The organism is Coleofasciculus sp. LEGE 07092 (genome assembly GCF_015207375.1).
GTDB lineage: Bacteria > Cyanobacteriota > Cyanobacteriia > Cyanobacteriales > Coleofasciculaceae > LEGE-07092.
In genome coordinates this window covers 12945-33588 of record NZ_JADEWY010000054.1, presented here as the reverse complement: position 1 = coordinate 33588, position 20644 = coordinate 12945, and the positions used below count along the sequence as shown (strand labels likewise).

The 20644-nt window shown below is 44.2% G+C and carries 23 protein-coding genes; 8 read left to right on the top strand and 15 right to left on the bottom strand.

Annotation, left to right across the window (positions count from 1 at the left end; translation table 11 throughout):
* Positions 1-35 precede the first annotated feature (35 nt).
* Positions 36-398, top strand: coding sequence for a thioredoxin domain-containing protein (locus IQ257_RS14835; RefSeq protein ID WP_193878349.1), 363 nt, complete (start codon positions 36-38; stop codon positions 396-398).
* 22 nt (positions 399-420) lie between these two features.
* A complete protein-coding gene (locus IQ257_RS14830; protein ID WP_193878351.1) occupies positions 421-963 on the top strand; it encodes a globin family protein in 543 nt (180 codons plus the stop codon).
* Here the strand turns inward: IQ257_RS14830 and IQ257_RS14825 are convergent.
* Both IQ257_RS14825 and IQ257_RS14820 read right to left on the bottom strand, forming a co-directional pair.
* Positions 946-1872: a pentapeptide repeat-containing protein gene (locus IQ257_RS14825; protein WP_193878353.1), complete on the bottom strand. Its 927-nt coding sequence runs from the start codon at positions 1870-1872 to the stop codon at positions 946-948. The genes IQ257_RS14830 and IQ257_RS14825 overlap by 18 nt on opposite strands.
* A 314-nt stretch (positions 1873-2186) precedes the next feature.
* A complete protein-coding gene (locus tag IQ257_RS14820) occupies positions 2187-2378 on the bottom strand; it encodes a hypothetical protein (RefSeq protein ID WP_193878356.1) in 192 nt (63 codons plus the stop codon).
* Positions 2379-2811: 433 nt separating this feature from the next.
* On the opposite strand from IQ257_RS14820, the gene lepB reads away from it, so the two are divergent.
* From lepB to IQ257_RS14800, 4 genes are all read left to right on the top strand, one after another.
* The gene (gene lepB / locus IQ257_RS14815; protein ID WP_322744344.1) at positions 2812-3510 is read left to right on the top strand and encodes a signal peptidase I; all 699 of its coding nucleotides are present in this window, start codon (positions 2812-2814) and stop codon (positions 3508-3510) included.
* 141 nt (positions 3511-3651) lie between these two features.
* Complete coding sequence (locus IQ257_RS14810) at positions 3652-4197, top strand: 2'-5' RNA ligase family protein (RefSeq protein ID WP_193878379.1); 546 nt, start codon at positions 3652-3654, stop codon at positions 4195-4197.
* A gap of 509 nt (positions 4198-4706) precedes the next feature.
* A complete protein-coding gene (locus IQ257_RS14805) occupies positions 4707-6290 on the top strand; it encodes a WD40 repeat domain-containing protein (protein ID WP_193878358.1) in 1584 nt (527 codons plus the stop codon).
* A 14-nt stretch (positions 6291-6304) separates the two neighbouring features.
* On the top strand, positions 6305-7708 hold the full coding sequence (locus IQ257_RS14800) for a 2-succinylbenzoate--CoA ligase (RefSeq protein WP_193878360.1): 1404 nt from the start codon (positions 6305-6307) through the stop codon (positions 7706-7708).
* Positions 7709-7788: 80 nt separating this feature from the next.
* Here the strand turns inward: IQ257_RS14800 and IQ257_RS14795 are convergent, their stop codons facing one another.
* The 7 genes from IQ257_RS14795 to IQ257_RS14765 all read right to left on the bottom strand — a co-directional run bounded on the left by IQ257_RS14795 (position 7789) and on the right by IQ257_RS14765 (position 12865).
* Positions 7789-8580, bottom strand: coding sequence for an MBL fold metallo-hydrolase (locus tag IQ257_RS14795; protein WP_193878362.1), 792 nt, complete (start codon positions 8578-8580; stop codon positions 7789-7791).
* A gap of 26 nt (positions 8581-8606) precedes the next feature.
* Entirely contained in the window at positions 8607-9224 is a 618-nt protein-coding gene (locus IQ257_RS14790) for an anthranilate synthase component II (RefSeq protein WP_193878364.1), read from the bottom strand.
* An 84-nt stretch (positions 9225-9308) separates the two neighbouring features.
* A complete protein-coding gene (locus IQ257_RS14785) occupies positions 9309-9821 on the bottom strand; it encodes a diacylglycerol kinase (RefSeq protein WP_193878366.1) in 513 nt (170 codons plus the stop codon).
* A 46-nt stretch (positions 9822-9867) separates the two neighbouring features.
* On the bottom strand, positions 9868-10389 hold the full coding sequence (ybeY, locus tag IQ257_RS14780; RefSeq protein ID WP_193878368.1) for an rRNA maturation RNase YbeY: 522 nt from the start codon (positions 10387-10389) through the stop codon (positions 9868-9870).
* A 154-nt stretch (positions 10390-10543) separates the two neighbouring features.
* The gene (locus IQ257_RS14775; RefSeq protein ID WP_193878371.1) at positions 10544-10759 is read right to left on the bottom strand and encodes a DUF3285 domain-containing protein; all 216 of its coding nucleotides are present in this window, start codon (positions 10757-10759) and stop codon (positions 10544-10546) included.
* A gap of 164 nt (positions 10760-10923) precedes the next feature.
* A protein-coding gene (prfB, locus tag IQ257_RS14770; protein WP_193877367.1) for a peptide chain release factor 2 occupies positions 10924-12031 on the bottom strand; the annotation gives its coding sequence in 2 pieces (ribosomal slippage) (positions 10924-11958 and positions 11960-12031; 1107 coding nt in all).
* Positions 12032-12139: 108 nt separating this feature from the next.
* The gene (locus IQ257_RS14765; RefSeq protein ID WP_193877369.1) at positions 12140-12865 is read right to left on the bottom strand and encodes a Bax inhibitor-1 family protein; all 726 of its coding nucleotides are present in this window, start codon (positions 12863-12865) and stop codon (positions 12140-12142) included.
* Between the two features lie 261 nt (positions 12866-13126).
* Here IQ257_RS14765 and IQ257_RS14760 point away from each other — a divergent pair, with 261 nt between their 5' ends.
* Positions 13127-15148 carry an alpha-amylase family glycosyl hydrolase gene (locus IQ257_RS14760; protein ID WP_193877371.1) on the top strand — a complete coding sequence of 674 codons (2022 nt, stop codon included), beginning with the start codon at positions 13127-13129 and terminating at the stop codon, positions 15146-15148.
* A gap of 100 nt (positions 15149-15248) precedes the next feature.
* Here IQ257_RS14760 and IQ257_RS14755 read toward each other — a convergent pair whose 3' ends face one another.
* The 4 genes from IQ257_RS14755 to IQ257_RS14740 form a co-directional block, all read right to left on the bottom strand.
* Positions 15249-15878 carry a hypothetical protein gene (locus IQ257_RS14755; protein WP_193877373.1) on the bottom strand — a complete coding sequence of 210 codons (630 nt, stop codon included), beginning with the start codon at positions 15876-15878 and terminating at the stop codon, positions 15249-15251.
* Between the two features lie 706 nt (positions 15879-16584).
* The gene (locus tag IQ257_RS14750) at positions 16585-16746 is read right to left on the bottom strand and encodes a hypothetical protein (protein ID WP_193877375.1); all 162 of its coding nucleotides are present in this window, start codon (positions 16744-16746) and stop codon (positions 16585-16587) included.
* A 292-nt stretch (positions 16747-17038) separates the two neighbouring features.
* Positions 17039-17845 carry a PD-(D/E)XK nuclease family protein gene (locus IQ257_RS14745; RefSeq protein WP_193877377.1) on the bottom strand — a complete coding sequence of 269 codons (807 nt, stop codon included), beginning with the start codon at positions 17843-17845 and terminating at the stop codon, positions 17039-17041.
* A complete protein-coding gene (locus tag IQ257_RS14740) occupies positions 17842-18426 on the bottom strand; it encodes a PAP/fibrillin family protein (RefSeq protein WP_193877379.1) in 585 nt (194 codons plus the stop codon). The genes IQ257_RS14745 and IQ257_RS14740 overlap by 4 nt, the downstream gene beginning before the upstream one ends.
* Before the next feature lie 354 nt (positions 18427-18780).
* Between IQ257_RS14740 and IQ257_RS14735 the strand changes: the two genes are divergently transcribed.
* Positions 18781-19014 carry a DUF3134 domain-containing protein gene (locus IQ257_RS14735; RefSeq protein ID WP_193877381.1) on the top strand — a complete coding sequence of 78 codons (234 nt, stop codon included), beginning with the start codon at positions 18781-18783 and terminating at the stop codon, positions 19012-19014.
* Positions 19015-19027: 13 nt separating this feature from the next.
* Here the strand turns inward: IQ257_RS14735 and IQ257_RS14730 are convergent, their stop codons facing one another.
* Positions 19028-19855: a CPBP family intramembrane glutamic endopeptidase gene (locus IQ257_RS14730; protein WP_228060725.1), complete on the bottom strand. Its 828-nt coding sequence runs from the start codon at positions 19853-19855 to the stop codon at positions 19028-19030.
* A gap of 87 nt (positions 19856-19942) precedes the next feature.
* Complete coding sequence (gene clpS / locus IQ257_RS14725; protein ID WP_193877383.1) at positions 19943-20230, bottom strand: ATP-dependent Clp protease adapter ClpS; 288 nt, start codon at positions 20228-20230, stop codon at positions 19943-19945.
* Between the last annotated feature and the right edge of the window lie 414 nt (positions 20231-20644).

Below are 20644 nucleotides of genomic sequence, written 5' to 3'. Positions count from 1 at the left end.
GAATGGTCTTGATGAAGGGGACTGACCCCTCCGCGATGAGTCATTCTTCGTTGATGGGTTTAGCAACATTAAGAGCTATGGCAAAGGAATCAGTCTCTTACGAAAGTGCGATGACGAATAGCAAGCCTACCCTATTAGAGTTTTATGCTGACTGGTGTACCACTTGCCAAGGAATGGCTCCAATTGTGAGAAATTTAGAGCAAGAGTATAGGGATGACATTAATGTAGTGATGCTGAATATTGATGACCCTAAATGGGCTAAGATAATTGCAACATATCATGTTACAGGTGTCCCTCAATTTATGTTTTTGGATGCTCATCATACTGTTACAAAAACTTGGGTGGGTAAAGTACCGGAACCAGTAATGACTCATTTTTTTGCTAACTTAGCGTCTTAACAGACCCGAGGTAAAGCTTCCTATGACATTAGATATCAACCGTTTAGAAACAAGTTTTGCGCAAATTAAACCTCATGCCAATAAGTTTTCTGATGATTTCTATAAAAATCTTTTTATAAAATATCCCGAATTGGAAATTTTATTTCAAAAAACGAGTCTAGAAAATCAAGAAAAAAAACTCATTGCCTCCTTAGCTTTAATTATAGAGAATTTGCATAATCCAAACCAATTGAGTTTAGCCCTCAAAAGTCTGGGAGCTTATCATGTAGGAACCGGCACTCTAACAGAACATTATCCCTTTGTTGGTCAGGCACTGTTGGAAACACTAGCCTTGTATTTAGCAGAAAGCTGGACATCAGAAATGGAGCAAGCATGGCTTAATGCCTATACTTTTATTAGTGAGGTTATGTTAGAAGGTGCTGAGAATCCGCAGCAGTATTTAGGGGGTGAATTGACGTTTTATGAATGGCTGGATTTGTATGGTGAGTCTAGTCCTTCGCTGAGGGACATGGTGGCTGATGTAACTAATTTTAAATATGGTAAGCAGTCAAAAGGAGACGTTTAACGCCCCATTGTTTTTCAGCCATTTTTTCTGTTCATCCGTCAATCCTTGAGCATTGGTAAAAATAGCACCCCTTACTTGGCAGTTGAAAAAGTTAACGCCATCCCAAATCGTATTTTCTAAGTTAGCGTGTTGAAGATCCGCACCTGTAAGATTAACTTGAGACAAGATTGCCCCTTCTAAGTTGGCAGAATATAAGGATGCCTGAGTTAAATTAACATCTCTGAGTCGAGCATTTTCCAGACTGGCTTCTAACAAATCGGCATTCTTCAACATTACCGATGTCAACTCAGCCGCCCTAAGATTAGCAGCCATCAGATTCACTTCTGTTAAATCAGCGTTAACGATACAAGCACGAGATAAATTTGCCCGTTCCAAGTCCGCTTGATGCCAGAGGGTATTGATAAAATTGGCGGCTTCCAAGCTAGCTTGGCGGAGGTTTGCGCCACTAAAATTTGTATCAGAAAAACTAACTGCGCCCAACTTCGCTTTTTCTAGGTTGGCGCTACTGAAATTAGCTGCCTGTCCACTGGCTTCTCTGAGATCAGCACCTACTAATTGTGCTAAGGATGCTTCAATTCTTTCGAGTCTTGCACCATAAAAACTGGCATTGATAGCACAAGCTTCTCTAAGATTGGCGGTTTCTAGGTTAGTACTGTTTAACTTTGCCCCTCTTAGGTTGGCACGAACTAAGCTTGCCCTGGATAGAACTGCAAAAACGAGTGTGGCATCACTGAAATCTGTCTCCTGGCAGGACGCACCTGAGAGATCCGCACCTCGCAGATAGGCTTTAGCAAATAGCCCCTTATCCAGATTTGCCCCCCGCAAGTTGATATGACTCAACTCCGCTTGATTCAAGGGTTGACCGAGTTGAAGCTGGGTAAGGACTTCATTCGTTGTGAATAGTGCCATCTGATAATTCTCGCTGCTTGGGTAGTTGAGTAAAATTCTGTAGCAATAGTTACAGTAATAATACTAATAATAGCTATCTATGCGAAATTTTGACAATACCTTTGCTCTATCTCAAAAAGGCGCTCTTGCTAGTAGCAACAAAATTACTAGTGTATTAAACACACACTATACAAAAGCAACTAAACTACAATGCTTTGCAAGGACAATAAAAAACCATCCTCGATTTACAGAGAATGGCATGATTTTATGGGGATAATGAATGACTAGGTTTTACTTCCAGTCTGTTACAAAATACTCCATAACCTTAAATTTTATTAAGCCCTAGAAAGTTTTTCCAGGTAAGATATTGGGACAACAAGGGGCCAGAGAATAGTTGCTACCACTAAAACTATATAGGACAAGCGTTTTTCTTCACCTAGTAAGTCAGTCTGTTGGTTCAACGTTGTCAACCAAATGCAACCAAATGTACCAGCCATTAGTAAGTAACTTGCTAAGAGTGTTATCATGATTGTTTCAACATCCTTATGAGTTAAGCTTTTGTGAGCGTTTTGAAAATTCAATTACTAACTTACCTTGTTCCACAGTGACTGGAGCAATCAACTGATAAATTTTATTAATTATAAACTGAACTAAATATAGAGATATTTTTCTTAAAAATAGCGAGAGTGCTTACTCTAATTCGTAGAAACCCAGAGACGATCAAGAAGAAAAAAGCTCACACAATGAAGAACCAATTTATCATTTTACCCGATGGAAGAGATATTGTAGACATCCTACTTTTTTATTAAAGTTACAAAAAAAATATTTTGGGTGAAGCAATGGATAGTTTTGATTGAAGACTTATTGAAGTTTATTTTTTGAGAATAAAATCATTAATTATCATAACAAAGAAAAAATAAAAATATTTGGTGTAGAAAATTTGATAAAATTTGACTGCTGGTGAGGAGCAAAACCCAGCAAGTTTCAATTCAGACTTATATGGCATCAGAGAAAAAAAATCTAGCTGTGAGTAATGAATCTTCCAGATTGGCTAATTCGACACCAGACAATGTTAAATCTAGTCAATCGTCTACTACCGATCGCTCTCAAGAACCGACTGCCCAAGGCTCAAAGTTCTGGCAGCAAGCCCGAGAAAACCTACAAATTATTGCGATCGCTCTCGCCATAGCGCTGTTGATCCGGGCATTTGTCGCCGAACCGCGCTACATTCCCTCCGATTCAATGGCACCAACGCTGGCAGTCAGCGATCGCTTGGTGGTGGAAAAACTTTCCTACCGCTTTCATCCCCCAGCAATGGGTGAAATTATTGTCTTCGATCCGCCCCCACAACTCCAAATTCAGGGCTACTCCAAAAACCAAGCCTTCATTAAGCGAGTTATTGGTACACCCGGTCAAACCGTGCAAATTCAAGACGGCACAGTTTACTTAAACGGTACACCCCTTGAGGAAGACTACATTGCCGCACCACCAGATTATCAGATGGCAGCAGTACGAGTACCGGACGGTCAGCTATTCGTGATGGGCGATAACCGCAACAACAGCAACGACTCCCACGTTTGGGGTTTTTTGCCCATACCTAACGTCATTGGTCATGCCTGTTTCCGCTTCTGGCCCCCCAGTCGATTCGGTTCTCTTTAAGGAAGCAGGGGGAGCTGGGGAGCTGGGTAGGAAGAGTAACACCTCAAGAGTCTCCGTGTCTCCGTGTCTCCGTGTCTTCACGTCTTTTCCCTGACAGCCCGTAATAGCCCACACCCCATTCCCTACTGCCCTTATCCAAGTATGAAACACCGCTTTTTCATCGCTCTCCTGCCACCTCAAGATATTCAGGACTCCATTACGAAAATCAAGCAACACTTCGCTCAAGTCTATGAGAGTAAAGCTGCCCTAAAATCTCCCCCCCACATCACCCTGCAACCCCCCTTTGAATGGCAGGAAGATGATAGACCGACTTTAGAACAATCCTTGAAAACGTTTGCTCAAACTAAAACACCAGTGCCGATAACACTGAAAGGTTTTGGTGCATTTGCACCTCGTGTGATTTACGCCAACATTCTCAAAACCCCGGAATTGCTAGCCATCCAAAAGGATTTAATGGCGTATGTTGAGGAGTCGCTCAGTATTGTCCACGAAGTATCCAAACGGCGTCCGTTTTCCCCGCATATAACAGTTGGCTATTCAGATTTGAAGCGGCAGCAATTCAGCAAGGCGTGGTCAGAATTTGAGAATCGACCGTTAGCGTTTGACTTTACAGCATTCTACCTAACCCTGCTAATTCACAACGGTCAGCAGTGGACTATCAGTGCTGAGTTTCCGTTGAATTCATAAAGAGAGATTACCCCCCATATTCGGTTAACTCACATCTTGCACCATTGTCAGTAAACCCGAAAACCAGCCCAGAGTTTTAACTCTGGGCTAATAGCTTAAGTCCATTATCAGGACTGAGGCAATATTTGCCAATATGCCTCCTAGCCCCCCAAATCTGAGGGGAACTAAAGTTTTTATCCCCAAGTTTGGGGAGTTGGAGGAGGCGAGTGCGTAAGTTCTGAATCTGTTGCCAATACCGATAACGCTAGTATTGCAACGCTTCGCCTGTTTGTTCGCTCTCATGTAATAAAAGAGGGATAAAGTAGAGATGTGTGATCGCCGCACAGCTAAATTAGCCGGGAAATTTCATTGAATACCAAACGTCCGAGAGTATCCCAACGTTGTCAAATAATAGTAGTGCGGTAATTTTGCCCGCTTGATCTAGTGCTAGGGAGCAAGATGCTCCCACCACAAATTTACAAAAATGGGATGCGCCCCAAAGTCTAAATCTAACCACCCTTTCGTCGCTTATGTTATCAGTCATCTACTGGATCATCTACTGGGCAATTTTTAGAGTCCTTTTCGCAGCACTTCTCTGGAGAATCATTTGGTTTGTTCACCTCGATCTTACACTTGTTCATGTCACTGAAAGTACACCTTCTTGGCTAATAGAAGGGGCTATTTTCGGGCTGATTGGTAGTGTCTACGCAATACTCCGGAAAAGGCAGGGACTCACTGCTGAAGTATCCATAACAAAGTATTGGCTAGTTTTTGGCATGATGTTCGGTAGTGCTTTAGCGTTGATTAACTTACCTAAATACTTGCAATATCTATTGAATTTTCTGGATTTTCATGGTTTACAATCCCCTTTAGAATCCCCAATTTTTTTAGCATTACCATTACTAATGGTGTCTCTTATTCCCCTTTTAGCGTTCAGTTTTTGCGTATACATCCTCTACTGGACGATTTTTGGAGCAATCGGGGGAGTAATTGGTGGGGAAACGTTTAGGATGATTTCTCTCATCGTTCAGCGTTTCATTGTCTCTAGAAAAAACATTTGGAAAGTATTAAAAATAACAATTTTTATAGCGTTTTTTGTGATTGCATTAAGCCAATTCTTGGCAAATTTTTCTTGGAAAAAATATGAGTTAAAAACTCAACTGCTTTACACCCTCAATACGCATTTATACGATATTAATGGTATTAGCAACATCGCTATTAGCCCTGATCAACAGACCCTTGCCATTACTAGTTATGGGCATGATGGTATCACCGACACTATGACTATAAAGCTCTTCAATTTACAAACCGGCAAAGAACTCCAGACTTTATCTGAGCGGGGACGATTCCAAAGTTTCGTTTTCAGTCCCGATGGACAAACCCTCGCCGTTCTTAACGAGTATAGAACCAATCTTAACAACTACAGCAACAATTTTGACGACTACAAAACCAAAATCCAGCTATTAAATTTAAATTTGAAAACTGGGGAACAGCATTACATTCCTCTTAAGTCTGACATAAGAGACTATGACCATTACCTCGTCTTTAACGACAGTGGATTGATCTTCATGAGAGTCATTGATGAGGGGAAAATTGAGTTTTTCAATTTGCAAAATAACGAACGTTCATTTCACGATTTTAATTTAAATATAGACTCTAAAAACAAAGAAGATATTAACAATAATATTGATGATTATACAGTTTTTACAATTAATCCAAAAAGCCTAATTCTTGCCAAGACCAGTAGGAATGGCATTGAAGTATGGGATTTGAAAACTAATAAACTACTTCACACCTTTCCTATAGGAAGGCTGGGTGCTTGGCAGTCTATGTGGTCTTTAGCCTTGAGTCCTGACGGGAAACTCCTCGCTTTTAGCGGTGATTATAGGGTTATCCGTTTATGGAATCTCCAAACTGGAGAAGTTCTTCAAACCCTCCCAGCAATTTCTAGTTGTGTATTTGATATTACGTGCGGTTACAAAAGCCCACTACATAACAACTTTGTAGATAGCTTCTTAATTGGCGAGGTTGAGACTCCCATTACTTTCAGCCCGGATGGGAAACTCCTGATTAGTAGTGCTTATCGAATCAAGGTTTGGCGTGTGTCTCCCTGATAGAGCAATCCTATATGAATTTAACCTATCTCAAACACCGTGCCGATGAGGATTGGTTGATTGGTTATGACACGAACCAATTTCACCATCTCACCGAACAGTTATTCCAGGAGTTCACCCAACTCTCACAGGGAGGAACATCCCCCACAATCCTCCTAGCAGAACCTAATCCCTGGCGATTTCTCGCTGCTTTCCTCGCCGCCGTTGCTGCGGATTGTCCGGTTTTTCTCGGTAATCCCAACTGGGTTGAACAGGAATGGCAGCAAGTCTTCGAGTTAGTCCAACCCGATTTAATTTGGGGAGATTTGTCATCAGTCATCTGTCATCTGTCATTCGTCAAAAATAAAGGACAACGGACAACGGACAACGAACAAATAATCATGATTCCCACTGGCGGATCTTCCGGTAACATCCGCTTTGCCGTCCACAGTTGGCAAACCTTAATGGCATCAGCGCGCGGGTTTTATCAGTATTTTGACCAAAAGCCTGTTAATTCCTTTTGTGTATTGCCCCTTTATCACGTTAGCGGCTTGATGCAATTTTTGCGATCGCTAACCACGGGCGGTAAACTAGTCATTCTGCCGTTTAAAGATTTAGTCACAGGAAAAGGACAGGATATCAACCCGTCAGAGTTTTTTATCTCCTTAGTACCAACTCAGTTACAACGGTTGCTATCTACGGTTGCTGCGGAGTGGTTATCCCAGTTTCAAACCGTACTATTAGGGGGTGCGCCTGCCTGGGAGTCGCTTTTAGCAGACGCGAGACACCACCGCATCCGGTTAGCCCTCACCTACGGGATGACTGAAACCGCTTCTCAAGTCGTCACCCTCAAACCTGAAGATTTTCTGGCGGGTAACAATAGTTGTGGTCAAATTTTACCTCACGCCCAAGTGAGTGTTCGTAGTGCCACGGGTGAACTCTTGGGGACTAATCAAACGGGTATTATTACCATCCAGGCTGATTCTCTGGCGCTGGGTTACTATCGTGCAGGAGAATACCCAAATCTAAACTCTAAACTCCAAACTCTAGAATCCGACGATCTGGGATTTTTTGACGATCGCGGTTACTTAACCATTATTGGGCGTCGCAGCCACAAAATTATTACCGGGGGTGAAAATGTCTTCCCGGCTGAGGTAGAAGCGGCAATTTTAGCCACTCAACAAGTTGTGGATATCGCTGTAATTGGCTTGCCCGATCGCTATTGGGGTGAAGCCATTACTGCGATTTACGTTCCCCCTTCCCCAGAGGTTTCTGTTGATTTATTGCAAAGGGCTGTAGCGGAGAAATTGAGTAAGTTCAAGTGCCCCAAATACTGGGTTAAAGTTGAATGTCTGCCACGCAATGCCCAAGGAAAAGTGAATTATGAGGAACTTAAAAACATCGCTTTAGCTGATTTAGAGATGAGAAAGGGGGCATGACTTAAAGCTTCGACTTCGCTCAGCTTCAACACCGAGCGAAGTTGAGGTGTTGAAAATACCACCAATCCCCAATTCCCAACCTAAAACTTGTAACTCAGTACCTTAATCATTGAGCCATTGTCAGGCAAATCACCGGGTTTGATGGTTATCGTATCGCTGTTGATGCGGTTGACAGGCATTCCATCCATCAGCCCCAAAAATTCATCTACGGGTGCGATCGCATACTCGCCCGTGCAGGTTTCCTCATCCGCCGCCTGGGTTAGGAAATGTGTTGGCACAATCACTTTGGGACTGAGAACCCCAATTGCTTGTTTTGCTTCTTGGGGATTGTAAGCTTTAACCCCACCTCCCACCGGTACAAATGCAATATCGGGACGCCCCATCAAGATTTTTTGCTCGATTTCAATCGGTGCTGCTGCGCCTCCTAAATGCAGGATATTGACGCCACTTTGCGTCCACTTCCAAGCCACATTGGTGCCAAATCGACGTCCGCCCATGCGATCGTGGGGGATACCAATCCCCTGAATTTGAATGCCACCGACTTGATAAACTCCCGATTCATAAAGGATGCGGGGATTTCCAGGCAACCCTGTCGCTGCCCCTTCATCCAGTAACTGACTGCTGATCAGGACTAAATCGGACTCAACCTGAGGGGGGCGATACCCAGCAGTACAGCCCACTGTCCGAAAGGGATTTACCAGAACTCGCAATCCCCCACCACTAAATAAAAAGCAGGTATGTCCCAGCCATTTCACAGAAAGGGTGCCATTAGCAGTTTGTGCCTGAGAAGGTTTAAATCCAGACGCAAAACTGGTTCCCAACGTCGCAAGCAACCCTGCACCCGCATAACGCATCAACTGTCGCCGTTTCATCGTTTCTTAAATGAATTCTCCATAGATTACACTGACATCAGGTTATGGTGCGACGCTGAAAGGGTTTTCAGGAAATTTCGTAAGAGTTCTTTACCACAATCTGTGAGAATACTCTCTGGATGAAATTGGACGCCTTCAAGATGGGGATAGTTCCGATGCCTCACCCCCATAATAGTTCCATCTTCAACCCAAGCCGTAATTTCTAGAACATCGGGACAGCTTTGGCGATCGATGACTAAACTATGATAACGAGTTGCGGTGAAGGGGTTGGGCAATCCTTCAAACACGCCGACACCCGTGTGATAAATTTCTGACGTTTTGCCATGCATCAACAGTGGTGCTGAAATAATCTGACCCTCAAATACTTCACCTATACTTTGATGACCTAGACAAACTCCCAGAATCGGCAAAGTTCCACCCAACTGCCGAATCAACTCACAAGAAATTCCCGCATCTTCAGGACGTCCTGGACCGGGAGAAATCACCACGCCATCAGGTTGAAGCTGGCGGATTTGTTCCACGTCAATTTTGTCATTTCGGTAAACCTGGATATCTGAGGCTGTAGGCAACTCAGCTCCTAGTTCACCCAAATATTGCACCAAGTTATAGGTGAAACTATCGTAATTGTCAATAACTAGAATCAAAACTCATAACTCCTTTGTAACTGACCCCTAACTTCTAAAAAGAGTTAGATTATAAAACAAGTCAGTCAAAGAAAGAGTACTGTACTATACAAGTGATTGAATCCGAGCGAATAAAGGGGGTAGTAGTAGCACTCCAGCGACGAACACGGCAGTAAGCGCTGAGATGAGGACTGCACCAGCCGCACAGTCTTTTGCAATTTTGGCGAGTTCGTGGTATGACTGTTTCACTGTCAAGTCTACGACTGACTCAAGTGCTGTATTTAACAACTCCATTGCCATTACCAGTCCGCTTGTCACGCCAATCACTGCAATTTCTATCCAAGCTAAATGTAAAAAAACACCCAAGCTAACTGCCAGAGTACCAATTATAGTATGGATGCGAAAGTTGCGCTGAGTAATAAAGGCGTAATACAAGCCAGCCCAGGCATATTTAAAACTAATCAGTAAGGTTGGGGCAATACACCAAGCTAGTTCTCGCTTGGGTTTGACAGATGAATCGACTGGAGTCGAGGTTGAGATTGGCAGTTCAGGGGACACAGCTAGAGAACTCGGAGCAAACAAGTGGGAGTTAGAAATGTGAGTCTTGTTTATTATCATTGATCTTTGATTCCCTTTCAGTTGTAGGTGGCACAATTCAGTGCCATTATACTTGTAACGTCAAATTTACAAGTTGCAGTAAAGCTTGCTGATGGTTCAGCATTCTTATTAGACTTTCTTCATCCGGATGATCCCACCCCAATAGATGAAGCAAACCGTGAGTCGCCAACCAAGCCAGTTCAGTTTGTAACGAATGTCCCTGTTCCTTAGCCTGACGATAAGCCGTTTCAACTGAAATAACAAGATCGCCAAGATACAAAGGCATAGATAACTGGACTTCAGGGGGCAACTTAGGAGAGTCTACCTCCAAAGCCGCAAAAGAAAGTACGTCTGTTGACTGATTTTTATGGCGATATTGGGCATTAAGTACCTGAATTTCCGAATCCTCGGTGAGGCGAAGACTGAGTTCGTAAGTATCAGCAGGCGGGATATGGGGTTTCAGGAATTCTATCCATTGGTAGAACCAACGCTCCCAGGTATCTGATGAAATAGGATTAGGGCATTTTTCTATTGCTGCTGACTGGGAGGCAGCAAAGAAACAATCCTGCACCATGACTTCAACTTGCACAAGTAGCCTCTTTTGTGGATATAGGATCAGAGGTTAGGAGTCAGAAGCACTCCTAAAGGAAGAATAGTTATCGTTTTTTATGATTGGTTTACACTCCATAGCTCGCCCTTCATGGTTCCTCAGTGTCTTAAAAGCCACAAAAGTGCAAAATTGTCTAGTGAGTTAGGTAAGCCAAACCTACCAATACAGTCAACAAACCGACTGTGGTTAAGAAAAAGTGCTGTAGGGATTTGCCTCCTTTACGCACCATGTTCCGCATAGCCAGCTTCACGTAACTGGCTTGAGGTTCGCTAGATGCGAGTCCAGGTGAACTTGGTGTTACGCCAAGACGCTGTTCTTGGGTTTCGGAGAGTGAAGAAGGATGATTCATTAGTAATAGTCAATAAAGATCAAAGGGATATTTTATAGTCTTAGTTTTAATGTAACAGATCACTTAACAATTGCCTTGGGGTAGGGGGGCGGAGGTGCATAGGATAAATTGACTTGTTTTCCATCTCCCCCATCTCCCCTTCTTCCCACTCCCTACTCCCCCTATCAGGTCAATTGCGTTTCCTGTCGCAGGTAAGCTTCGATGAAGGGGTCGAGGTCGCCGTTGATCACATCCTCTACGGCTGAGGTTTCGACGTTGGTGCGTAGGTCTTTCACCATCTGGTACGGATGAAAGACGTAGTTGCGAATTTGGTTGCCCCAAGCCGCCTCTACCATATCGCCTCGAATTTCGGCAATTTCTTGAGTGCGTTGCTCTTGAGCAATAATCAGCAGCTTGGCTTTAAGAATAGCGAGGGCTTTTTCTTTATTTTGTAGTTGCGATCGCTCCTGAGTACAGCGCACGGCAATCCCAGTCGGAGTGTGAACAACCCGCACAGCAGTTTCCACCTTGTTAACGTTCTGCCCTCCCTTACCGCCAGATCGAGACGTGGTAATATCTAAATCTTTTTCAGGAATATCGAGATCTACGTCCTTCTCCAGTACTGGCATAACTTCCACGCCAGCAAAGCTTGTCTGCCGCTTGCCGTTGGCATTAAAGGGAGAGATTCTCACCAGTCGGTGGGTTCCCTTTTCCGCTTTCAGGTAGCCATAGGCATAGCGCCCGTCAATTTCTAGGGTGGCTGACTTAATTCCCGCTTCATCCCCTTCAGAGAGTTCTGTCAGATGAACTTTATAACCATGGCTTTCGCCCCAACGGGTGTACATACGCAGTAATACTTCTGCCCAATCTTGGGCATCTGTACCGCCAGCCCCCGCATTGATACTCACAACAGCACCTTGAGAGTCGTATAGACCGGATAAAAGCTGTTCTAATTCCCAGCGATCGAGTTCGCGGTTAAGCTGAGTTAAGTTTGTTTCAGCTTCTTGAAGTAACGCTTCGTCTACTTCTAACTCCAACAACTCTATAACAGCTCTAGCGTCTTCCAAATTGGCTTTCCACTGTTCGTACTGCTGGATATTGGATTTAAGTTGGTTGAGAGTTTGAAGGGTTTTCTGTGCCGAAGTTTGGTCGTCCCAAAAATCAGGTTGAGCGGCTAACTGCTCCAAATCATGGATTTTGGCATTTAAAGCAGCAACGTCAAAGATAGTCCTGGGTTTTACCCAGGCGCTCTGACAAAGTTTCGACTTCGCGTTTGATGTCGAGTGCTTCCATTGCTTTCCACTATTTACGTTAAAGGTTGCTTCTTTGATTTTAGCTTCAGACACAAAATAGGGGTACAGTAAAGCTGCACCCCTAGTTTGCCCAAGTTATGGAACTGGATTAGTCACGATTCAGGGCGATGAGCAACCGCAAAATAAAGATAAACAGGTTGATGTAAGTTAAGTACATCGACAGGGCTGCGGGAACAGCTTGGTCATCCCGGTAGGTGCGGGGCAGGATGTAGAAATCGACTACCGCTGCACCGGCAAATAGAAAGACACCAATGCCGGATATGCCAATTTCGAGCCAACTTGGTGTATAGATGCCAAAAAAGCCTAAGACAAGCTGGGCAACCAATACAACTAACAGAGCGATAATACCCAGGCGCACGGTTTTAGTTAGCGCCAAGCCATCTTCATCTGAGAGGTTGGAGCCAATTTGACGACCCGCAATAAAGGCAACGCCGCAACCGAGGGCGGCAATACCGATGCCTTGAATACCAACTCCTTGGGTTCCGAGGGCAACGAATACTAAACCACTGAGGGTGTAGCCAGAGAGGAGGCTGTAGGTCGCTAAAAGAGGCAGTGCAACGGTATTGTTGCCTTTCTCCGCTACGCCACGGGCAACGAAGAAAAGAGCAAGTTCAGCAATGAGGGCAACCCAGAAGGTAGTCATGAATAGCCCTGGATTGCTGCGGATGACTCCCAGCCCTCCGTAGGTGCCTAAAGCGGTTAAAACGAGTCCTCCTCCTAGGTAGGGGAGGGCGTTAGCAATGACATTGGGTCCCACTAGAGCGTGACCCTTGGCATTGCGCATTGCTTGACGAAAGTCGCTAGTGTTACTCATAAGACTTCCTGAAGAATGTTACTGATTATTGATCAAGCCTAACGTGTGAGTTACTTTTATTTTGACTGAAATCTGTTGTCTTTGGCTAAGATTGAACTTAAGGTGAATGGCAGTGACTGGGTGATCCTCTCCCCAAACTACAAGCGATCGCTCTTGACTCAACCCAAAGACTGTCTACAGTGAAATAAGGTTAAGATAAGTCTGTGTAGTTGAAACTGCCTGTATTTTTCCTTAGCCAACGTTTAAAAATAAGCGGCTGCAATGCTTTCTCATCTATTAAATCGAAAAGAAACTCACTTTGTTTTGTGGCGTCCTGGCAAAGTAGAGCCAACACCAACTCTCTATATTGGAAAAATTGAATCCCATAATAATCCCTACGACAATTTTCGCGAAATTACCCTGCAACAATCAATTGATTTTCCTGAGTTATGGGAAATCTCAGCTAAAGATTGTAATTTAACTGAGAGTGAGGTTTATTTTTACTGGTTCAAGGTACGCGATGCTAATGTTTACAACGAGACTCATCCCATTCTTTACTGCACTGATCCAACCGCTTGGACGGTAGATCGGCGTTTTTTGGCACCCGTTCCTTCGGAATCAGAAGGAGCCGCGAGTCACCACCCTGCTAGTGTTATTCTCTATCAAAATGGCAAGCTTATTCCCTGTGATCCAAACGGACAAACAGTTGAGTGGGAAGGTGACGCTGCTTTAGAAACCCTGCCGACTAACAATCGCTTAATTATTTATCAATTGCCAACTCGCTGGACTCGGATTGATACATCGGGAAAAATAACAATTAGCGATGGAACATTTCAAGATGTAGTGGCATTGTTTGTACAGGAAAAGGGTGCGCCGAATTTTCCAGGAGTTGACGAATTGGAGAACCAAGCACATTTAATAGAGTTAGGTATCAATGCTTTAGAATTATTACCCCCAGCAGATAGTCAGGATAAGTTGGAATGGGGGTATGGTACAGCCAACTATTTTGCCGCAGATTTCCAGTTGGGATTTCCCGATTCTCAGTCAGTTTCCACTCCGTCCACTGATTTAGTCCATCTCATTAAAACCTGTCATCAAAAGGGGGTGCGTTTTTTATTAGATGTGGCAATGGCTTTCGCTCGCAACAATCCTTACCGCGCTATCAATTATCTGGATTTTTATGTTGAATGGAATAGTGGCGATCCCGAACAATATGAACGCAATGCCTTTGGCGGTGATTTATTTAAATATAACTATTGGGTAGAAGACTATCATCCCATTTCTGGAGACAAATCTTCCTTTGTTCCTGCCCGCGAGTACATGAAGACGCACATTGACCACTGGATCAATTATTATCGAGTGGATGGATTGCGTCTCGATAGCATCAACACTATTCATAACTACAACTTTGTTGAGGAATTCAAAGAGTTTTCCCGCACACTTTGGCAGAAACGGGGGGGAAGCAGTGATAATTTCCTCGTCGCTGGTGAGGAATCGAGTGTTCCTCTGACGTTAATTCATCAAAACCGCCTTGATACACTTTGGAACAAACATTTCAAACGCATTCTCAGACAGGTGATTTTGGGGCAGAATGCCGACAGCGACTCCAGTTTTGAATGGAGTGTCCGTAAAATGATTGACTGCCGTTTCTTGGGCTTTACAGACAGCTCTCAGGTAATTAACTATGTCACGTCCCATGATGTCGGCGGCATGGGGAATGAACGTCTTTACAACTATCTGATTAATAATGGTATTAACGATACCGAACCCCGGATTAAACTGGCGTTTGTTTGCTTGCTAACGGCGATAGGAATTCCGATGATTTTGGCGGGGGAAGAATTTGGCGATCGCCATGATCTAGATATCTTTAATGTCGAACCCGAAAAAAGAGTCCAACACAAGCAGGTCGATCCTGTTAACTATAGCCGCATTGAGCAAGATGGGCGACGGCAGATTTTTAGCTATGTGGCGCGATTGGTTCACTTACGAAAGTCTTCGGATGCCTTAGCTGTGAACGATACTAACTTTATTCATGCCGACTTCCACGACGGCAAGCGGGTTGTAGTTTGGCAGCGAGGTTCTGGGGAAAATTTGGTTATTGTAGTGGCTAACTTCTCTGAGTACGGTACGCCCAATTCAATGAGTTCTGCGAGTTCTGCGGGAGAATATGTCGTTCCAAATTGGCCCCCTACCCCTGAGGGCAAGTACTGGCACGAAATTACCCAAGACCGCAGGGTGCCGCCAGAATGGGTTGGACGAGAAGCAATTTTTCCTTGGGAAGCCAAAGTATATGCACTGGTTTAAGGTTGGCTCTGGAGTTGCACTTGTGAGGTACGTCAGTAAAGGCAGATCCCCGATTTCTTAAAGAAGTCGGGGATCTAAACCGCCAACATAAGTTTAGTTCTCATTCCGTCTTCAACCCTGCATCAATAATTTCCAGTTCCCTGCCATCTTCAGTCACAACGGTTAAAGGAAGGGAAGACTGATTTTCCCGTCTGGGAAATTGAATCAACTGGACTCCTTGCTGTGTGGGTGCGACAACCATAACGTAGCGATTGCCTACCCATTGAAAGCTAATAACTTGGTGAGCTAAAACCCAAATTTCAGCAATTTTTCCAGAATTTATTCGCTCAACACGAGTGGATTCGTAACAATTCCAAGTGTTATCCAAAATTGTCCAAAGACCCGATAAATAGATAGGTTCAATCCGAGCGCTCAATCCGTAATTCGTGAATGAAAAGATAGAGTGCGTCCAAAACGTTTGGAATAAAGAGTTAAATCCACTGTCAAAATCAGCAGTATATTGAGGCAAATTTCGGAGTTTTTGGAGTTGTTCAGATTGGGATGGACGCACCCAGCTTGTAGATTCGCTGCAAATCTCAAACGGTACTTTTATAGAAGATTGAGAAGGGATCGAGGCGGTATTGTTCAGCCTAGGACTGTCTTCAAAAGATGGGGATCGCTTTGCTGTAATTGACTCTTGCACTGGCGTATCTGTCGAGTTTTGTTCCCGCACATTCCCCGATTGAATCATTTTGGGTTCTTGTTTGGCAACACCCTCGAAAAGATAGAAGCTCGTAATTAATAGTGACAGGCTCGCGGTGAACCCAAGTAGCAATCGCCTCTTCATCGACTCACCTCATTTGTAACAACTGATTGAGGCATTAAAAGCGCAATTTATGGTTGGATTTGAGTCAGTATGCACTGCATCGTTTTCCCCGTATCTCCGTCCCAAGAGTCAAAATTGATGGGTCAATTTTTGATTTCTCAAACAAGTTTTATTTGTTCGTGAACTAGTTTTCTGGAAGGCGAAGTTAACTAAGATCCGTCAGTACTCGCAGGAGACTGATGTCTGAGATTTGATTACGGCTCAGTTCCAACCCAAACAGGCTGTTTAGCGCTCGCAGCGTACTGAAATCGTAATTAGATTTGTTACAAAAGGGGTTAGGGAACCTGTAGAGAGCCGAATTTAAAACCTAATCGGCTTTGTTTTACATTTAAGTAAAACAAAATGTGATACAGTGACGTTAGCACCCTATTGATACATTTTCTGAAACACCATTACTCTTATTGTAGAACTCCATTGAATTTCTTCTAATCCTTGCGGAGAAAACTTCTTCTCCTTGTCATCCTAAATCCTGGGTTATTCATCTTTTCCAATAGTCTGTGTCTTGGTACAGCCGTCTATCTTGCACCAAGACACATGAGTATCTGTTCTAGCCGCCAAGGTTAAACCTGAGCTATCCAAATGGATGAGATGATACCTCATCCTGATTGCTGGTACTATTTGGCACTGTGAATTTTTCTGGCTTGAGCCAACCGTCGCCACTGATATAGGCAGTTAAAATTGCTCCTACCGAGACGATGAGCGACGCGGATATTAATAGGAACCACTTCAGCATTTTTTTTACCCTGTAAGCTGACGACACCCGTAGAGCTTCCTTTGTTCCCGAAGAAAGGCAGTACTGCGCCAGCCGTGGCGCTTGTTTTATCGAGTCGATGTTAATGATCTCTCAAAAACTCAGAACCTTAAGGATAATTTTTTTGATAGCATTATCCTTCTCTGCCCCTGAGCATAACCCATCTTTAAAGAAGAATGATGAAGGTTCGGTAAAAAAAGTTCGTCATTCTGTGAAGATTCTGTAAATGCAGGAGTTTAGTGCCTGAAGATAAAGACTATTCATTTTCCCGTTACTAAAGCGACACCTCCTCAATGTCAGCTAAATTAGACAGCAACTTTTGACGACGACTCACCTCCGCATCCGCAGTCCTCTGACAGCGAACTGCGAAGCTACAATCATGGCATCGGTTTGCTGAGACGGGTAGTTGAGGGAAGGGAATGTGATCATTTTGGTAACGTTCCAGCCACTTGGTTAGCTGACTTAATAACTCGGTTAAATCCTGTTGCGTCTTTTCATGTTGTACTCGGTCGTAGGTAAACTTAAGGCTCTGGGGACACGGCTGAGACTTGACAAACCAGTAACTCATGGAAATTTGCTCTGGCAAATAATCGCTGGTTTCGGCTAAAACGTAGAGATACAGGCGCGTTTGCCAGTCTTTGGCTAACCAGTGACGGTTTTGGGGTTGGGGATAAGTTTTCCAATCAAGAATCTGGGCGCTGGTTTCATCCTCAATTAATAAGTCGTAGATAACGGTCAGCAAATATCCTTGATACTTAACAGTGCGGCAGTGTTCCGAGTCGCGGAACGTTTGCGAATCTTTTGCAAACACCTCTGGAGCTGTATCAACTAAAGCCGTAACCCAATGCCGCAGTTGAGCATCTTCCTCTACCAGGGATTCCACGGGTAGTCCTAGTTCCCGTTGTTGCATCAGGAGGTGAAAACGACTTCCCCAAGTCAGGCGTTCTTGCTGTTCTGGCGAGACGGGTGTTCCCAACTGGTCGAAGTAAATGTGCTGAAACTTACGGGGACAGGTTTCTATGATGTTGAGCTGTCCTTGAGATAAGCGAATTAAGGGTGAGGGGGAAATTTTAAAATTCATGGTTTTGTTAGCACAAATACACTGCCTTCATTGCCTCGCCCGATGCGTAGATTTTCGTCGAGATAGGTAATATCTAGCCAGCCCCGCTGCTCCCGATTCTCAATGCGAAAGTCAAGAGCGGGGAACTTTTTGCCGACTTGAATTTGCTGAATGAAATAACTGGGAGACTGATAGTCAATCAAGCGTTGCAAGCCGACGATAGACCGCTCAAACTTAACATTAACCCGACGTTCTGACACTGGCTCGAACCGCGCACAAACACTAACAATACCCTCAAGATAAGGCAGGCTAGAGACTTCCGCAATATTGTAAATTTGAGCCGTTGACGTGCGAACACATTGGTAAATTTGACCGAGTTGCCAGAGAGGAAACCGACCGAGGTTTAATAGGTCTTTGCTAGTCGTGTACAGCAAACGCCAGTTCCCGTCTAACAGGTTACTCGCTTCAAAGGGTCGGGGATTAGGATTGCGGTCTTCTAGCTGGGCAACTGCTGCCAGAATTGCGGTTTTATCGGTTTCAGTCGCCAACAGACCGCGATTTTTGCCTGCGATCGCTTCGAGGAGTTTACCTTTGCTAACCATCCCACTATTACCTCTAAATTGAGTGATCCCCAACTCCAACAGCTCCTCCCGTAAATAGAAGTGAACAGGGTAACCCTCTCACATCAATGGTTAGAACATTGGAGTAATTTTGTTAATCGGGGTTCTTATGTTAAGGATAGAATAGGGAACGTCAGAATCTCAATACTAAAACCCTGCAATTAAGGAGTCCCTAACGGCTGCTGTTAGAGAGAAATTGCGCTAGAGTAAACTTGCTAGTCAATCTAGAAATTCCAGGTGTTGAGTTAGTACTGGGCTAAGAGTCTGCTTCCCTCAGACTAACGACACCAAGACTTGACCACTGATTCCTCGTTCAACGATTAACTAAAATTGCCCATGTACAACCCCTCTTTGCGAGAAGAGCCTCGCGACCAACTCGCTCAAGTTATTCCTATCCAGCACGAGACTTCCCTGTTAGATTGGTTGGAATCGAGCAACCGTTTGTTAGCGCGTGAAGTGATTGATGATCGGAATTCCCTGGAAAATGAAGAAGAAATCACTGAACTGATGGGAGTTGAGGAAAACGACTATGACGATGACGACGATGACGATGTAGCGATAGAAGAGTGATTGTGACTTTCTGTTAGGGAACTCTCGGCGATCGCTTCCTCACCAGGAAAGCCAAAATTCCCAAAAACAGCAACCCCATTACCCCAGCGATGGGGTTGCCGTCCACTCCTGTAATCCAAGGAGAAACGCGATCGCTATAGTCCACCAACTCCCCAACATTCAGAATATAGTAGCCCCAGACCAAACCCCCATGTAAACCGATGGGCAGACCTAAACGACCTCTGTGGGTACGCTTTGCCCAAACCAGTATCAACCCCAGCAGCACCAAACCGGGAAATTGCGGTAGGGTGCGAATCATTTCTGAGAAGGGTTTAATAAAGTGGAGCATTGCAAAAATCAGCGCATCTGCCCAGAGGCAGACTTTTGCGTTGTAATCCCGCTCCAACTCATCCAGCAACCAGCCCCGAAAGACCAACTCCTCTGCTAAACCAACGCCGAGGGCGCTGACTAATCCTTCTAAAATTACCCGTCCCAGTGATGCTGAGGGTGTCTGAAACTCTACCCAACCGATTCCCCCCTCCAGCACAAATAAGCCCAGAACAAACACCAGACCCATTGCCAATCCTTTGAGCAAGTCTAGAGTGTTTTTCCGAGTTCGCTGTAAGCCATAACGGTTGAGTAGTTGGGGTTGTTGGTAGACTTTTCTACCCCAAATTTGCAGCAAAAGCAAAAACTCCCCAAACAGCAGTCCCATCGTCAGGATAGTCATTAAGTTGGGGTCACGAATCCACAGGTATAGTGGTGCTGCTATCGGTAGCCAGAGTAGTAGCAGGATAACAAGAAACAAACCCAGCCGCATAGGTGCTGGGTATTGTACTAACTTACGGAGATTGGATTTCAAAAAAAATCAGGAGTTCTAGAGCGGTAAAAAACCGGAAAAACGTTTTAAATGAGAGTTGTGAGACTTAGGCGATATCTAACGCCAATTCTATTCGTCGGGTTCGATGGTGCTAGTCAATCCGTGGTTTTTCAAGGTTTCGCAGTAGAACTCAGCGTGTTCTTGAGCGCAGGTAATGACTAAGGCGATTCCTGAGTTATGGGCTTCCATCATGATATTGACGGCTTGAGGTTGGGTCATACCGGCTACCGTTGTCATCAAAGCCTGCACCACATACTCCATGGGGTTGAAGTCATCGTTATGGAGCAAAACACGATAGCGAGGCGCTTGTTTACGGGTTGTTGAAGTTGAACGTTTTTCGATAGTCTCGACAGACACTTATCTACCTCTCTCTAGTTCAGGTATTTACAAAAAAAATAAAAAATTTTCAGGTAACACCGAAACTATTTTAACTTTTTCTTTATCGCTCTTTTGTCACTCGGGGAAGAGTATCATCAGGAAAAACCCTTGTAACCCAAGCCCAGCCTATTATAGCGCCGAGAGAGGCTCGACCCACAGTCAAGTTTGGGGACTCTTATTGCGAAAGCTATAGAAAGCTGTTTCCTAGGTTGCTTAGAGGAGTGGTTTTAACCACTGGCGGGTTGTTGCTACTTTATTGATTCTTTACACAATAGGGGGTGACACCCCTCATCCCCAATGCTTATAATTGTGTTTAGTAGATGCACCCTGATGATCTGGAGAGTCGCCTCAAGTGGCTCTCTTCTTTCTTTTTAGATGAGCAATTATATCAAT